The following is a 17001-nucleotide window of genomic DNA, read 5'->3' on the forward strand; positions in this document are numbered from 1 at the left end:
TTATGTAAACCTCCAGATTTTCACCCGTGTGTGACACAAAATCTGCTGAATCAATTATATTTAATTGTTGGTCGTATTTGCACAAAGAATACGCTCTATTTTTCTCAAAGAACTCCCTGAATTTTGAAAGAGAATACTGTGATGGATTAAATGAGTTTTCATCGTACAGGTCTAATATTTTTTTATACCCTGTCATAAACAGTCCGCCAACAACAAAGGAGTCCTCTTCTTTTAGATATACAAGTTTTTTTCTGTCGCTAGACATGTGATGGTCAACCGATCTCATCACTTTACCACTCAATAAATCAAAGATACCAAATTTAACTATACCAATCGACGGGTTAAAGTATATACTTGCTATATTGCCCTTTATGAAACCAAAAGATATTGGATCCATGCTATATCTTTTCCTTTGATCCAGTTTCATTGTTTGAATAATTTCTCCAGATTCTATGTCATAATAGATTATCTTCTGCTTTACGGAAATAGTTCCAATTCCCTTTTCAATAAGATTGCTCGAAGCGACTCCGTATGGCCATAGACCTTCACTTTGGCTTATAGATAATAGCTTGTTTAAATGAATTACTGGTTTCACTTCTGAAAGGAGTGAACCATTAAAAACTGTTGCAGCTACAACTATAATAAACAATTTTGTCATTGTTGTTCCTTAAAAAGGGGGCTCTTTATGAGCCCCCTTTTTTTCTAGTTAAAATGGAAGCGGGATATCAAATGCACCTGTAAACTCAATGTGGAGACACTTCCAATGCAAGTTATCAAAGCACTTACCACCAACAAAGCTTCCAATAAAGCTTCGCTCTACTTCATCATTATCCGGTAACTCGGCTGTATCACCTGCCGTTACCATTCCTACCATCAAAAGCGCCACCAGCCCACTTAAAAGGATACGTCTTAATTGAAACATAATGTTCCCTTTCTTTTTGGGTTAGTTTTATCTAAAAGATAAAACTACTACCCTGTTCGCGTTTGATTTATAACTTCCTGTTATTTCCGGAAGCCCTGTGAACCGAAAGACAAATCTGTCATGTTAAAACTATGACATCTCAACAAACTAAATGTTGTAGCTACTTAGATCGACATTTCTTCTTTTGGTTTGTATGAAGGGTTTTTGCTTTTCGGCAACGCTATGTTAACATTCTACAAGCCCGAATGCAAATAAAAAAACCCGCCTTGAAAAGCGGGCGTATTTTTAACATGTTTTACTTCTATCAAATAAAGGTGTAATTCAACCCCAGTGCCATTGCCTGTTTGATCTGACGCTTGGCAGATAAATCTTTATCGTAGATCACTTTCACATTCAGATTCATGTGAATGTAATCATTAACCTTCACCGTTAGAGTGTTGTCCCAATTTACATCCGTTTCATCCAAAGCTTTAAAGCTGGTGAACAATTCAAGCTTTGAGGTGTATCTCGAGGTTTCCGATACCTCCACAGATATGTCAGTAACCGATTCAGCTCCAACTTCATTTCGCAAGGTCTCTACTGCAACTGTCGTGACATCGTCTGCGTATGGAAAAGCATAATCCGTGGTTACGGTCTGCTTTAACGCCAGCCCCATACGGGTTTTGATTCCCTCTCTTACATCATAGCCAACACCAAAGCTCTCCCTGAAATATCCTGGATCCAGAAAAGCTGAGATCTGGGTTGAAGGTTCTGCCGAATAGTCAAACCCGGCTGCAAACTGCGATTCACCTGTAATCGCTGCAAAAGGATTAACAACGGTTCCTAATTTGTATGTCAAAACACTCTCTAGCTTAATTTCATCTACTGATTTTCGCATGTTTGCTTCACCCGTTTTGGTCGCGCCATAGGCAAACTTGCCAGAATTCGACCAATTGGTTTTTTCAAGATCCTGTACGAATTTAAAATTCAAATTGATCTGCCAGGCAAAAGCACTTTCACCACCAGCAACCCAGTTGTCAAACCCGGTTTGGGTCATGTTAACACCACCAATAACAGCTTTTTCCCAAACACCTCTCGATATCTCTTCACCGTTGAGCAGTCCCCACATCCCAAAAATAATCAGTATACTTATTTTTCCTGTTTTCATTTTCTTCTTTCCTCCATTTATTGCCCTGAATTAACTGCGGATTCCTGCTAATTCAAGACAAAATTCCTCCCCGTTTTGCTTCCAAAATCAACCGTTTTGTTCTCTTTAAGGGTTTGCTTTATTCCTGGCAATAAACGAAATTTGTGGCCTAATTTTGAAAAAGGAAATCTATGCTAAAACCCGCAGATATCATTCGAATATTGATTGACTTTGACCAACAGATCTCCAGGCCAGACTACGAGAAAGTTATCCGCAATGCTCTTTTATTTTTTTACTCTACGTTCAAATTCGATAGTATTTCTCTTTCCCTGGCCAATAACGCCAATACTGATTCTGATGTGTTTACTTTTGAAGGTTCACATTCCGTAACCTTGGCCGACCAAGAGAAACTCCTAAACAAAACATCCCTGAAACAGACCATCTCCCAAAAATCACCCCGTTATCGAAAAGCGCTTGCTCAACAAAAACGCCTGAATTCTTTTGAAAATGCCCTCAAGTCTCGCGGAATTCAATCCTACCTTTTGGTTCCTCTGCTTATAGGTGAAACCGTTGTTGGTTCTTTAAATGTTGGCTCTAAAAATGTCTCTGGAATTAGTAAAGAGGTCCGATCCACCATTGCTTTGCTCTCCCAGCGCCTCTCGTTTGCCCTGCATCACGCCCGCCTGCATGATTCCCTTAAAAAGAAAGAGCATCTGCTCGCCTCAAGCGAGGAACGCTATCAGACCCTGTTTACAAATTCCCCCGATCCTGTTGTGGTTCACGATGGAACAGTCATCCTCGATGCAAATCAAGCTGCTCTGAGATTCTTTAACAGCAAAACGAACGAAAAATATATTGGTAAACCCATTTCTGACTTCATTCACCCCGACTCACTCGTTCAATCCAAAAACAGAATCAAGCAACTCCTTACTTCAAAACAGGCCAACCGGCCAACCTTGCAACAATTCCTTACCGCTGATGGAGCCGTTCGAGATGTCGAGGCTAACGCCGCTGTTATTGATTATAAGGGGCAGACAGCCATTGTCACCTCCTTTCGAGATATCACCGAACAAAAACGTGATCAGGATCTGCTGCGCGCTAGCGAGGAAAACTTTCGCAATTTATTTGAAGCCAACCCCAACCCCATTATTGTTCACCAGGATGGTGTGATCGTTTATGTAAACCAGGCGGCTCTTGTCTTCGCTGGCAAGGGAACCCTTTCAGACTATATCGGTCAGGATATTTTCTCTTTCGTACATGAAGATTCTCGGGAAAAGGCTTTGGAAAATGCATTATTGATCCAAAATGATGGCCTGGCAACAATCGCCGGAGAACAAAAATATCTGAGGGCAAACGGGGAGGTTCGTAATGTTGACTCTCGTGGTGTGCCCATCATGTATATGGATAAGCCTTCGGTTATGGTCTCCTTTATCGACACCACTGACCGGGTTGATGCACGTCAAGCCCTGCTGGAGAATCAACAACAACTTGAATTGATTACTGATCATGTAACCCACTTCATTGTTCTAATGGATCTTGATTTCAATCTATTATATGTAAATCGAGCATGTGTTGATTGGTTCGGAATAAAAAGAACCGCTCTTCTAAATGGAAACATGGCTGACCTTATAGTTCCAGATGCCGTGACAGCTAGCCTGGCTCAGATGGATGCTGTCAAACAGGGGCACAAAGCTGATTTTTTCTACACCTTTGAATCAAAGAAGGGTCGGCTTTTTGAGTTCTTCATTGTCTTTATACCCGTGTTTGATCAGGATAAAAACGTGTTTGCCGTTCTAGCTCAAGTCGAGGATATCACAGAACGTGAGCTCTCCCGGAAAGCCCTGGCAGAGAATAAGCGGTTGCTGGAACTTATTATTGATACGATTCCCGGCCTGTTTGCGTATGCAGATGTCGATGAAAATTATCTGTACGCAAACCAGGCTTACGCTGACTGGAACCAACAACCAAAATCAGCAATAGTTGGAAATTCTATGAAACAGATCCTGCCACTCAAGACCTATCGTTTCATTAAACCCCGCCTTGCCAAGATTAAGAGTGGTGAACCACAAGCATATTCTCGTGATACCAAAGCACTAACTGGTCGTAATTGTTCCCTTGATATTCAATATATTCCTCATTTGGATCACCAGAAAAAGGTTATCGGATTTCTGACATCCATACAGGATGTAACAGAAAAAAAACAGGTGGAATCTTACCAGATCGCTCAACGTGAACTGGCCTACAACCTGACCAATACCCTGGATGTTCATCGTGTCGGTAAAATCTCCGCTGAAATCATTCGGGGTGTTTTTAAGAGTGATGCTTTTAGTCTCGATCTATACAATTATGCCGATGAAATAGTCCACGGCATTTATTCGGAAGATACCTTTGTTGATAAATCCAAGCCCCAGGAAGTAAAATCATATAATATTCCCTTTTCAGACTTAAGCTCCGATTGGTTTAGCCCTGACTTTACTGCTTTCTGTACAAATCGAACGCCGGCAGAAATCAATAGGGGTATCGAAACCATTCCTTTTGGGGATAATCGGTTGAGTCATTCTTTATTGTTTGTTCCTATTCGCTGGGAAGGTAAAAACATTGGTCTGGTTTCAGTTCAGAGCTACACTCAAAACACTTACAGTGATGCTGACCTGCCCTTGCTTCAGTCTTTTTCGGATCAAATCGGTGGTGCTTTGGTGCGAGCTCAGCGTGAAGAACAGCTTGAAGAGCAACGTAAGTTACTGGTTCGCGAAGAAAAAAAATATCGGGCACTCATTGAAAATGCTGGAGATGCTGTTTTTGTAGCCACTCTAGGTGGAAATATTCATATTGTGAATGAGCAGTTTTGCAGTGCTCTTGGGTATACGCAAGAAGAATTATTGGATTTAAACATCAGAGATATCGACCCGCAATTCTTCAGAACCTTAAACAGGGAAAAGATCGCTTCGCTTAAAGGCGAAAAAAATTCATACACATTAGAATCAAATTATAGAACCAAAACAAATCTAAGTTTTCCTGTTGAGCAACGGATCAGCTTGTGTGAAATAGCTCGTAAACCTAATATTCTGTGCTTTTCCAGAAATATCACTCAACGCAAATTGACTGAACTCCGCGAACTGTCTTTGCGCAAGCTAGCTCATGACTTGAATGATTCCACAAGCATGCACACGGTTGGTCAACTAGCCGCTAGAGCTATTCGCTCCTTTTTTGACTCCGATGCTTTTGCCGTCGAGTTTTTTGATACTGAAAACCAAATGATCCTTGGGGTGTATTCAGAGGATACTTTTAGAACAGAAAAAACACCTCGAGAGGTTTCAGTTGGCGACACTGCTTTTTCAGAGGTTCGTTCTGATTTTTTTAAACTGAACGCAATTGTCCATGTTCGTAACCGGTCGGCTCAACAATTAAAAAAACTTCGGAATAACCGTCCTTTTGGGTCGGGTCGCCTAAGTCATTCACTACTTTTTGCACCAATTGTTTGGGAAAACAATAATATTGGCATTCTCACTGTGCAAAGTTATACCGATAATAAATACTCAAATAGTGATCTTGGTGATATTCAAACTTTCGCTGACCAGATCGGTGGCGCACTGATGCGTACCCGGAAGGATGAAGAGTTAACTGCCAAAAAAAATGAACTACAGGAAAGTGAAGAAAAATATCGCAGTATTATCGAGAATGCCGGTGACGCGCTTTTCGTATCTTCGCTTCGGGGTGATATTTTGGCTTTTAATCAGCGTGCCGCAGAGTCACTTGGCTATAGCGAAAAACAACTTTTCAGTTTGAACCTCAAAGAATTTGATCCTGACTTCAGAAAGCAGCTTTCTGTAAAGCGGTTAAATAAACTAGCCGAAGATCAATCTTCTATTACTATTGAAACCAATCATATCCGTCAGGACGGTTCACGCTTTCCGGTTGAGCTAAGGGTTGGCACGATGGTAATGGGTGGAAAACAAGCTGTTCTCTATTTTGCCAGAGACATCAGTGAACGCAAGGCGAATGAAATATTTCGGGAGGCACTGCGCAAAATGACCCGCGCTTTAACCGTTCCGCTGCAACCCTGGGAGGTTGGTCAAATAGCGGCGACTGTTCTGTATGACCTTTTCTCTCAGGATGCTTTTGCCCTCTATCAAATAGATATCCCTAATCATCTGGCTAGAAATCTGTATGCAGAGGACACCTTTCTCGGAGATGATCGACCACAGGAAATAGCGATTGATTCCTCTCTCTTTGATTTCCATAAAAATGCTGAAGTAATGAGTATACCACGCCCCCTGTTGATCAATAGAAAAAAGGGCTGTAAAACCGTTTCGCTGGATGTCTTTGGTGATGTTTCTCGAAAGAGCAAATCCTTGGTTTTTGTGCCTCTTTTCTGGGAGGGAGACCAAATCGGTGTTTTCTCACTGCAAAGCTACACCGCCAACAAGTTTACAGAGGATGATATTGAAAAACTCAAGATTTTTGCCAATCAGATCGGTGGTGCGCTGGTCCGCGCTAAAACAGATGCTGAGTTGCTTAACCAGACAGAAGAACTAACGATCAGAGAGCAGGATCTGAAAGCACTGGTAAACGAAAAAGATGTCTTGTTGAAAGAGGTCTATCATCGTACCAAGAACAATATGCAGGTGATCGTCGGCCTCCTGGAGATGCATAGCTATAAAACAACTCAGAAAGCCACCCTGGCCGTGATTGAAGAAATGGTCAATAGAATTGCCAGTATGGGTATGGTTCATGATCTTTTATACCGCTCAAAAAGACTTGATGTAATCCAGTTGGATGACTATCTGGAAAAACTGATCAATCGCTTGCTGACTGCTTATCAGACATCTACAGGGGAGATCGTCTTGAATTTTGAGTCTGAAGCTATTCCGGTTGATATTCAGTTCGCTGTTCCCCTGGGTCTGGTGATCAATGAGGTGGTCAGCAATACCTTAAAATATGCTTTTCCTGATAATTGTGATGGTCAGATCACTGTTTCAATAAAAACCTGGAAGGATCGTGGTCTTGACCTTAAGATAGGTGATAATGGTATCGGCCTTAAAAAGGGTTTTAACCCTGGGCGATCCACTTCACTGGGGATGCGTATTATTCAGGATATTATCAGGCTTCAATTGTTTGGAGATATCACAACAATATCTGCGAATGGCCTGATGTATCATATTAAGATCCCTTCCCTGGTGCTGGAGTAGCGAGTCGTAAGGTTTTGTTTGTGCACACTTTAAATCAATGGTTATATTCAATAATTTCAAACAACTACAAGATAAGGAAGTGTTGTTTAAATGGCTAAAGCAAAGAAGGTTTTACTGGTAGAAGACGAAGTGATCACAGCTTCCTCTCTGAAAATGGGTTTAGAAGAACTTGGTTATCTTGTGTGTCCGTTAGCCACACGGGCAGATCGCGCCCTGATCATTGCAGAAGAGGAAAAACCTGATGTGGTTCTTATGGATGTAAATTTACCCGGGGGAATGAATGGTCTTGAAGCTGCGGCAAAAATTCTCTCACTGATCGACACGAAAATTCTCTTTCTTACCGGATATCACGATGATGATGTTATTGGCAAGATCAAAGCTTTGAATCCCCTGGGGTATTTTGTAAAGCCCGTTAGTGCTCTAAGAATCAAAGCCATGCTTGATGAGCGTTTATAAGTCCAGCCATCCTTCTTTTATCAACAACATTAAAGCATTTATCGCTTTTGCTTCTGTGGAGCTGCTTGTTTATACAGAATACGCAATAAAGAGTTGGGCTGTATAGTAAGTTAAAAGAACTAATGCCTGGCCTCCACTTGACTTTTTTACAAATCGATTGATTCCCAGGGTCGCGTCCGAAAAAACAAAAAAGCCAGTTCCTAAAAAAGCCAGAATACTACTGGAAGTATAAGAAAGAATCATTCTGTCGCTTGATTGCCATAGCATCATAACCAGAATAATAATATAAAAAGTAACTGGAATTGCCATTTTTCCTGCCCGGGGAAGCAATATTTTAAGGAAAAGTAGGGCTATTACAAGTCCTGGTATCAAGAGGTAATAATTTGTTGGAAAGCCCGAGCTACTGATAAAGGCAGCCAGATAGAGCAGGTGAGCCATAAAAAAACTGGATAGCCCCTGTATAAACTTGTCGGTCCGCTTCATTAGGAAGACATCACCTGCCATTGAAACCATTAAGCCCAGAATAATCATAGTTTTATAAAATATAGAAACTTCACTCGCTTGAAACAACGCGATCAGAATGATTATTGCCAAAGTTAATGGCTTGAAAATATAGGTTTGGTTCCAACGTTGTTTGAAATCTGCCCGTATGTGCAAAACGGCTGATGTAATCGCAAAAGCAGAAAGCAGCAGTATCAACTTATTTTCCTTCCCTGGAAAATATTTTGGTGGTCTTTGACACCCTCGTAAAAAGTCCCTCTCGCAAAGTGTTGATAAATAAGAATATAGCCCAACATGCTGTATGTGATTGTATTTAATGGAATTAGGTCGTGTTTCATAATTATTCAATTACTTTTTGCGGTTCCGTCAACTTTTACTAAAGCGGATTTCAGTTCTCGAACTAACCCTGCCAGTAGCTTGTCTTCACGCTTATTAAGGTTTCCGGCTGTTTTGAAAAGGAGTGCTTCCAAGATTCCAATGGTCATTTCAGCAGCCTCCAGATTTTTCAGCTTTTTTCCAGTGAGCGGATTAGGATTTACACCAAGTTGACTCCAGGCGCTTGAACTTAACTGGGTAACGAGTACAGTAAACAGGTCGTTGGGATCAATTTTTTTTGAAGCGGTCATTTCATTCCTTTGAAATATTTAAAAACTGGATTTTTGTCAAACATCCTGAGACACCGGGTAAATCAACACCCGATCACCAATAATCCATAATTTGTTTCGTTTTTCTGACAATTAGCGATTCTATCTATTCCCCGCAAGCTAAACTATCTTGCTCCATGCTTGGAATCTTTTTTCTCTTTTTGTCCTGCCTCCTGTGTTTTTAGCAGAATCCTTTTCTCGTGGGGTTATAAGTTACAGAAGATTTTCAATCACGTTCATAAAGTATTAAGAAACCATAATATATGAGGTTCTTCCCCTAAATGCGTACCTGGAGACGAGGATGTCAGGGATATATGGGTATAGAGGCTGTGTGAGAATAAGGACAACGCTTACCCCATGCTTTAGCTTGGGGGTATGATAACCTACTATTACCTAGCCTAAATAATTCATAGCCACTAAGTCACCAAGACACAAAGTTAAATAAAATATATGCTTATCAAAAATTATCACTCACAGATGCAAATAATACTGTTTAAAATGACCTTGTTCATAACTTTAATACTTTTCGTGACTTAGTGTCTTCGTGGCAATAATTCATGAATAATGCAGGCTAGGGCTTTAGCCCAGTATTGTTGGGCTAAAGCCCTCCTTTTTTTTAAGGTTTTTATAACCCCCAGGCTGAAGCCTGGGGTAAGTATCAATAGTAACAGTACTATACGTAGACAACTAAAGCTAATATTAGCAAGCAATTATTCCGGCGCCAAAGAAGTTTTCACACAGGCTCTTTAGCGTGGGGATCTGGGACTCACCTCCAAAAGGGCTTTAGCCCAAGACAACCAGCTACACAGTCGGGCTAAAGCCCTGAGTTTCTAGTGATCTGTTAACCCCTCAAGCTAAAGCATGGGGTCATTACAAAACGCCACAACCTTCAACTGAATTTCGTCAATAGTTACTGGTAACAGTGTTTTGCGCAAACTCCATAGGTCACTTAAGGTGTATTCACCTCATACTGAGTCAATTACAACTATTTTAGAGAAACTTCTGTAAGTTAAAATACTGCGATTGCTTTCAGGGTTGCTGGATTAGATTGTTTACCGATTAGGATAAATGTTGCCGACGGGGTTGGATCAAAACCGGCCTGGTTGACTCGAAATAAACACTTGGACTTTACTGGAGGACCACATGAGCACACAAACCACTGGAGCAGAAACTATTCGCTGGGATCTACAGGAACTCTTTAGCGGGCTTGATGACCCGAAAATCAGTCTTGTTTTGACAGATAGCCGAGTTGCGGCCGAGGATTTTGTTGAACAATTTAAAGGTAAACTGGGCGATTTAAGCCCGGCTGGATTAGCAGAAGCCTACGAAAAATTAGAATCTATCAGCGGACCCCTCTACCGCCTGAGTCAATACATTAATCTTTTGTATGCAGTAGACACAACCGACGATAAGACCAAAGCCCTCTTGGCAAAAATTGAGCAACACTCCTCCGTAACATCCAACTTGTTGGTCTTTTTCAGCCTTGAGCTTGGAAACCTTTCTGATGAGCAATTCTCGCGTTTCGAAGGGTCTTCAGAATTGTCTAGTTTTGCCTATAAAATTGTCAAGCTACGCAAGAACGCTCGCTACAATCTGAGTGAAAAAGAAGAACAGATCATCAACCTTAAAGATCTAAATGGTGCCAGTGCCCACCAAAAGCTTTACAATGAGTTGGTCTCCTCTTTTTCTTTTGACTTTGAAATTGATGGAGAGACCCAAACTCTGAATGGCGATCAGCTACGTGCTTTGCGTCAACATCCCGATGCAGATGTTCGTCAGCGTGCCATGCAATTGTTTTTCTCTCGTTATGAAGAAAACGCTCTGGTAATCAATCATTTGTATAATGCTTTGGTTAAAGATCATGGTATTGAGGTCGACCTGCGTGGCTTCAAGAGCCCTATCAGCGTCATGAACACCCATAACGACTTGAGTGATGAAGCCATTCAGGCTCTGAATGAAGTTACCACTGAATCATATACTCTGGTAAATCGCTATTATAAACTAAAGGCTAAAATACTGGGGTTGGATACCATGACCCTGGCTGATATCTATGCTCCCTTGCCGGAAGCTTCTAAATTCTACTCTTTCGAAGAGGCTCAAAAGTTGGTATTGGATGGCTTTCGTTCTTTTGATAATGATTTTTACAAAATGGCCAAAAGCATGTTTGACGAAAATCGTATTGATGCTCCTGTTGAACCCAAAAAGCGGGGTGGCGCTTTCTGTTCCAGCTCCACGCCTGACCTGAAACCCTACGTCTTGCTGAATTACACCGGCAAAGTACGGGATGTGTCAACCATGGCGCATGAGATCGGACATGCGATTCATGCCATGTTCTCTAGCGATCAAAAGCTGATGAATTATCACTCCATTTTGCCCCTGGCTGAAACAGCTTCCATTTTCTCCGAAATGGTTCTGACGGATTCACTCTTAAAAAAAGAGACTGATGTAGAAGTGAAAAAATCCATGTTGACCGGAAAACTGGAAGACATTTTTGCCAGCTCTCATCGCCAGAATATGTTCAGTAGTTTTGAAATAGCCTCCCACGCCGCGATCAATGAGCAACTGCAGAGTGCCCAAGAATTGAGTAAGCTTTACACTAACGAGCTCAAGAAAATGTTTGGTGACAGTGTCGCTTTTACGCCAGAGTATGCCTGGGAATGGTCCTCTATTCCCCACATTTTCAATGTTCCCTTCTATGTTTATGCCTATAATTTTGGCAATCTTTTGGTTCTGGCTCTGTATCAGCAATACCTGGATGAAGGCGACTCCTTCAAGCCGAAATACAAAGAATTTTTGTCTATGGGCAGCTCCGCCAGTCCGGCCGATATCACAGGGATTGTGGGTGCTGACATCAATCATCCCGATTTCTGGCGTAAAAGCCTGAAGTATATCGAATCTTTGATCGATCAGTTGGAAGAATTGGTGGGTTGATCTTGAATGCTTGCCCTAAAGCCTCTAACTGCTTCATACTGGAGCATGTAACGCAACATCCGGAAGGTGATAAACTCCGGACTTAACAGGCGCAATCCTCGGGCAACAAAAAACACCGGGCGAGTGAAAAGCAACGACATAAAAGCCCTGAAAACAGGTTTTACTGACGCATATTCGGCGCTTTTCACAAAGCGGCTGGGCAACACGGGGTAAAGATCAGGATATAATTCAAGCAGGCCGGGAATACCCTCCAGGCCAAATTCATATTTCATGCGCAATCCCTTCTTGAGGGGTGGGTGTTGACAAAAGGTGATCGCTTCGGGCTGGTAACGGATAATTCCCTGCTTCAAGGCGCTGATGCGGTGAGCCAGATCAATATTTTCTGCTTCATGGTTACCAATGCTTTCACAATGTCCACCACAGGCCTGGTAATACGTTTTTTTCACTGAGAAATTAGCAGTATTCACATAACGCAAAGGGGGTGATGTTTGAACATCTGTAGTAGCAGCCCAGCGCCGGGTGCTCCGATAGCTACTGTCCATAAACCGTAACCAGCGACTCTTTTTTACAAATTCCGGTAGAAATATCTCTCCCATCACAGCCGCTGTTTGACTATCGCTATAAGCTTCCAAATGATAGTAAAGCAGTTCGGGGGATATTTCGAGATCACTATCCAGGAAAAGGATTATCTCGTTGACTGCCCTGGCAACACCCTGGTTGCGACCCATTGCTCGATTGGCATTGCTGGCCGCCATCACAAACTTCAGGTTGTAAGAGAAAGTATAGGCTTTTAGCATCTTTTCTACTTTTTCAGTTAACCCCTGAAGCACCATAATGACCTCAAACTCCAGATCCTGGTGCTTGAGTCGTTCACAATCGGTCAATATCCGCACGCAACCGTCCGGATCAGCGTCACTAAAAATGACAATACTAAGTTTAGGCCAGGTCATGAGGCAAATCCTTTATCCAGCCTTGCTTCAGATATATTCCATAGATGGAACGCATGACAGCTTCAACACTATGGGTTTGCTCTACCCATGTTCGCCCCGCTTTCTTCTTCTGTTTTACAAGCATGGGATCGCTAACCAGTCTGGCCAGATCCTCATGGAGTGTTTCCTTGTGGACATTCACAAACGGATGATCTCCCAAAAAAGCTTCATATTGAGGTAATAGGTTTGTACAGCAGGCTAATCCCATTGAAAACGCTTCTATTGAGTTCATTCCGTAGCCCCAACCGCCCAAATTTGCCACCTGATCAATATAGATATCGCAGGACGCTTTCATTTTCAAGGTCTTATCGTGAGGCTGGTTCTCGATCAAAACAAATTCAATGCCGTGACTTTTCTCCAGCTTGCGACAGGCCTTTATGATAATGTCGGAGCCTTTCCAGTAACGATCACGGGTGGCATGACAAATTTTCAAGGGTTCGTTCAATTCATGTTTTGCCACATGCTGATTCACCCGGTAGGGTAAAAACACATATTGCATATTGGGATGTTTTTCCAAAAGATCCAACTCGCTTGATGTATTCACATCGATCAGTGCATCTATCCAGGGAAAGACCCCTCGCGTACGCATGTCAACACCATGGTAATTTGCGATAAAATGTTTTCCCTGTGCTTTCAGTTCATCAAGGGGCCAGGCTGACATTCTAAGAAACCCATGACCACCTTCCAGGTGATAAATATCGAAATCCAATAAACCGTGTTTTTTGAAAGCCCGTTTTAAATAAGGTTTCCATATTTTATCTCGTAATCCAAAAAATGCTTTTCGACCTCTTTGTGGAGCCCATTGAGGGGGGAAACCTTGAGCATTTTGATAGAGGTCTTTCTGGTTCAGGATCAAATCCTTGGCTTTTTTAAAGCCCTTTGATTTGGGCAACAGGGGGAGATCAAGACAAATATCCTCAGGAAAACCCTCTGCAGTAGGAAACAGAGTGACAAACCGGGCTTCATTACCCAGCTTTCGATGGGCATCAACAAAGAGCTGTAAGGTTCCAGATGTGTTTTCTGTCCGTAGATACAGGATTTTCAGCGGGCGTCCCATGCATTCCTCATTAAAATGTGTAAATATAATCTGTAAGTAAATAAGCTGAGCGGCTGATTTGAATCAATTAGACCGCCAAGTCGGTTTTCAAGCCAACGGGAAAACCCAACACGTGAAAACAGGGTCCATAGAATCGGTTTCTTCAATATCATCGGTGTAAGCTCGGGATGTTTATTTAGCAGATTTGGGAGCCCGACCTGACCATATTCTCTTAATCGATTTTGAATGCGTTTATGTTCCTCAAGCTTGACCCTTTGTAGTACAATATCATTAATCAATACTCGTCGCTTATAGCCAGCTTGATCCAGGCGATAGATCAGATCCAACTCGTGACCCCCGTAATGCTGCATTGATTCATCAAACCCTCCTACCGCTCTCACGGTCTCAGCTTTTACCACTGCTGCGGCAAATTGGCAGTTGGTAATAGCCAGGTTTGTTGAAGACGGATCGATCCGTTCGGCGTGAGCGCCAAGAAAACGCTGAAATTGGGTGGCTTTGATATTCTGCTCGAGGACAATCAGGTGTTGGGCAAAATCGAATTTGACCTTTTTGGTGAACCCTGTTATCTGCTGGATATAATCGTCTGGTATGGAAAGAAAGACTGAGAGGAAAATGATGTATTCACCCTTGGCTTTGTCTATTCCTCGGTTCCTGGATATTGCGACACCCCGGTTTTCGCTGTTTCTTAGAATTCGCCAATGGGATTGCGGATCAACCCCCAGGCTCAGGGGCTGGCTGGAGCCATCATCCACCACGATAAGTTCCCAGTTTCCATCCCAGGAATTTTTGGAGAACTGGTCAAGAATCCTATCCAGATTCTCCTGATCGTTTAAGACCGGTAGGATGATTGAGAATGTAAGTCCGGTGTTCATTCTGTTGATAGGGTCCTTGCTAAAATTCAGTTTACCAAAATTACGGCTTGATATTCCACACAAATGATTCAGTCGAATTGTCCTGTTGAAATTAAAGCCAATCTTTGCCTGGGGAAGCACTATGTCGGCCAGCCCACCGTAAATGCACCCTTAAAAACCCTACCACCTTCTTTTTGTTCCGAATAGATTGAGGTCGTGAATCCAAATTCTGACCAAGCGATCTCTTTAAGGAAATTTCCTTACCCCTATAAAGCCATGTTCGCTATCAGCAGCGATGTGGATCATGCTGTTTCGCTCCCGGGCTATCTGGAGTTTATGAAATACTTAAACACTGAGCTGGAGACCTGCTATGGCAGGGGGTTGGGATTGGAGATCTCCAACAGTTTCTGGTTCTTTAATGCAGAAGACCAGGAGCAGATCAGTTATTTCAAAGGAACCTCCACCAGCGAGACCGATTTTGCCCCGATCTGTCGTGAACTCTGGGCTTCCGGCCATCTCGATACACTGCACTCCTATGGAAACTTTAACACCGGTGGGTTTGAACGGTCCTTTGCAGAAAAAGCCCTGGAAGAGCTTGATCGTCACGGGGTGAGGCTCCCAGTCTGGGTCAATCATGGAAATGACAGGAATCATCAAAAACTGGGGAATTATCCGGCTTTTCACGGGGCCAATCCAACCGAAAAAGCCTACCATTTCGACCTGCTAAAAGAGCATGGGACGCGCTATTTCTGGGCAGGACGAACAACTCATGTCTGTGGTCAAGATGCTGCTTTCACACGAGGCAATCGTTTGCAACAACTTGCTCAAAACCTCCTTTTGCAAACAAAGTATCGTAATCTTGACCGTCCCTTACCAAGTATGGACAATAAACTTTTGATCAATACGCAGCTTGAGGATGGAAATCAATTCAAAGAGTTTCAGCGCTTTATTTCCCGGTTTGGTGAAGTAAAAAATACGGATATTGATGATCTGGCTCTTCAGCTTACGCGAGCTAATTTAGCTTCGTTAGTAAACAGCGCCGGTTTTATGCTACTCTATACTCATATGAATGAAAATCTTCCTGAAGGCCGACCCCTGCCTGCCGCCGTTGAGCGGGGCTTCCAAATCCTGGCAGATTTCAGCCAAAAAAGAGATCTGTTAGTAACGACTTCGGCTCGTTTGCTTCAATATGCCGATCTAACTGAAAAGCTTACTCTGGAGATTCGCCAAAAGTCAGGGTTAACTTCGGTTCATATTTTACCGGGTAATAATTATTCCTTTGATAGAGAGGCATTACAAGGCTTGACTGTTTACTGTTCCGAACCAGCCAGAACGGTTCTTTATTATCATGACCAGCTGCTTGCCGTGGAGATCAACCCGCCGGATCAAACGGGAGCGGGGTCCATTTCTGTTCCCTGGAAGAAATTGGTTTTCCCGCTTTAAACTAAAGCCTTTCCTTGTCCCGCCTGTCGGAGTAGCGATATCAAAATCCTTGAGACAAGCTCCGGAAAGTCTAACTTCTTAAAATGAATGGAGCCTTGACGTGTTGAATCGATTTTTATTGTTGTTGCAAGTTTTGTTTTCTCCCGTCTATTGGGGACAAAGCCTCAAACGATTCCGCTTTTTTATCCACGATAACGTTCTGGCGATCCCCCGCTTATCTGAGGTGGGTTCCGGCACAACGATCTCCCCCTCTGCTGCTTTTGCCTACCCTGAGAATATCAGCCTCGGTAAGAATTGTCTGATCAACCATAACAACCGGATCTATGCTGGACCTGACACCAAGATCGTCCTCTTGGATGGGGTTATGGTGGGTCCAGATGTTTTCATGACATCAGATCATTTTTCCAGCTCTATGTCTAATCCCCATAAACCTCATTCCGGCAGTGCAGCAAATATCTTTATTGATAAGAATGTCCGGATCGGCGCCCATAGCATTATTCTACCTGGCGTATCAATTGGTCAAAACACAGCTGTCGGTGCTGGCTCTGTGGTCACCAAGGATGTTCCGGCTGATGTGATCGTTGCTGGTAATCCGGCTCGGGTAGTAAAAAAGTTACTCTAAACCCGTTTGGTGTGTGCATCGAAGCCAGAAGATTGTTGACGAGGTAAGAACATTTCGACGAGATCCATGTCCTTGTTTTTTTAGGTTCTTCCCCTAAATGCGTACCTGGAGACGAGGATGTCAGGGATATAAGGGTATAGAGACTGTGTGAGAATAAGGACAACGCTTACCCCATGCTTTAGCTTGGGGGTATGATAACCTACTATTACCTAGGGCTTTAGCCCAGTATTGTTGGGCTAAAGCCCTCCTTTTTTAAGGTTTTTATAACCC

The 17001-nt window shown here is 42.7% G+C and carries 13 protein-coding genes; 5 read left to right on the forward strand and 8 right to left on the reverse strand.

Translation table 11 applies throughout. From position 1 onward, the window contains the following. From U9Q77_03690 to U9Q77_03700, 3 genes are all read right to left on the reverse strand, one after another. Positions 1–658: hypothetical protein (locus tag U9Q77_03690; GenBank protein ID MEA3286464.1), on the reverse strand; the 658-nt coding region annotated here is incomplete at its 3' end. 48 nt (positions 659–706) lie between these two features. Then, positions 707–922 carry a hypothetical protein gene (locus tag U9Q77_03695; protein ID MEA3286465.1) on the reverse strand — a complete coding sequence of 72 codons (216 nt, stop codon included), beginning with the start codon at positions 920–922 and terminating at the stop codon, positions 707–709. A 304-nt stretch (positions 923–1226) separates the two neighbouring features. Continuing rightward, entirely contained in the window at positions 1227–2069 is an 843-nt protein-coding gene (locus U9Q77_03700) for a DUF3078 domain-containing protein (protein MEA3286466.1), read from the reverse strand. 170 nt (positions 2070–2239) lie between these two features. On the opposite strand from U9Q77_03700, the gene U9Q77_03705 reads away from it, so the two are divergent. Continuing rightward, the gene (locus U9Q77_03705; GenBank protein ID MEA3286467.1) at positions 2240–7237 is read left to right on the forward strand and encodes a PAS domain S-box protein; all 4998 of its coding nucleotides are present in this window, start codon (positions 2240–2242) and stop codon (positions 7235–7237) included. Positions 7238–7327: 90 nt separating this feature from the next. Next, on the forward strand, positions 7328–7693 hold the full coding sequence (locus U9Q77_03710; protein MEA3286468.1) for a response regulator: 366 nt from the start codon (positions 7328–7330) through the stop codon (positions 7691–7693). Between the two features lie 69 nt (positions 7694–7762). Here U9Q77_03710 and U9Q77_03715 read toward each other — a convergent pair whose 3' ends face one another. Then, the gene (locus tag U9Q77_03715) at positions 7763–8542 is read right to left on the reverse strand and encodes a lysoplasmalogenase (protein ID MEA3286469.1); all 780 of its coding nucleotides are present in this window, start codon (positions 8540–8542) and stop codon (positions 7763–7765) included. Then, complete coding sequence (locus tag U9Q77_03720) at positions 8539–8820, reverse strand: DUF1844 domain-containing protein (protein ID MEA3286470.1); 282 nt, start codon at positions 8818–8820, stop codon at positions 8539–8541. Before U9Q77_03720 ends, U9Q77_03715 begins: the two co-directional genes overlap by 4 nt. Positions 8821–9981: 1161 nt before the next feature. Here U9Q77_03720 and U9Q77_03725 point away from each other — a divergent pair. After that, on the forward strand, positions 9982–11769 hold the full coding sequence (locus tag U9Q77_03725) for a M3 family oligoendopeptidase (GenBank protein MEA3286471.1): 1788 nt from the start codon (positions 9982–9984) through the stop codon (positions 11767–11769). On the opposite strand, the gene U9Q77_03730 is transcribed toward U9Q77_03725, so the two are convergent. The 3 genes from U9Q77_03730 to U9Q77_03740 are packed head-to-tail and all read right to left on the reverse strand — an operon-like array spanning position 11745 to position 14687. Then, entirely contained in the window at positions 11745–12719 is a 975-nt protein-coding gene (locus tag U9Q77_03730) for a glycosyltransferase family 2 protein (GenBank protein MEA3286472.1), read from the reverse strand. The two genes, U9Q77_03725 and U9Q77_03730, sit on opposite strands and share 25 nt — an antisense overlap. Next, on the reverse strand, positions 12706–13815 hold the full coding sequence (locus U9Q77_03735) for a hypothetical protein (GenBank protein ID MEA3286473.1): 1110 nt from the start codon (positions 13813–13815) through the stop codon (positions 12706–12708). Before U9Q77_03735 ends, U9Q77_03730 begins: the two co-directional genes overlap by 14 nt. Further along, positions 13800–14687, reverse strand: a complete 888-nt coding sequence (locus tag U9Q77_03740) for a glycosyltransferase family 2 protein (protein ID MEA3286474.1) — start codon at positions 14685–14687, stop codon at positions 13800–13802. The genes U9Q77_03735 and U9Q77_03740 overlap by 16 nt, the downstream gene beginning before the upstream one ends. A gap of 195 nt (positions 14688–14882) precedes the next feature. Between U9Q77_03740 and U9Q77_03745 the strand changes: the two genes are divergently transcribed. Further along, the gene (locus tag U9Q77_03745; protein ID MEA3286475.1) at positions 14883–16109 is read left to right on the forward strand and encodes a hypothetical protein; all 1227 of its coding nucleotides are present in this window, start codon (positions 14883–14885) and stop codon (positions 16107–16109) included. 100 nt (positions 16110–16209) lie between these two features. Beyond that, complete coding sequence (locus tag U9Q77_03750) at positions 16210–16731, forward strand: DapH/DapD/GlmU-related protein (protein MEA3286476.1); 522 nt, start codon at positions 16210–16212, stop codon at positions 16729–16731. The last annotated feature ends 270 nt before the right edge of the window (positions 16732–17001 follow it).

It is taken from the genome of Candidatus Neomarinimicrobiota bacterium, assembly GCA_034716895.1.
In the GTDB taxonomy this organism is placed as follows: Bacteria; Fidelibacterota; UBA8477; order UBA8477; family JABMPR01; genus JABMPR01.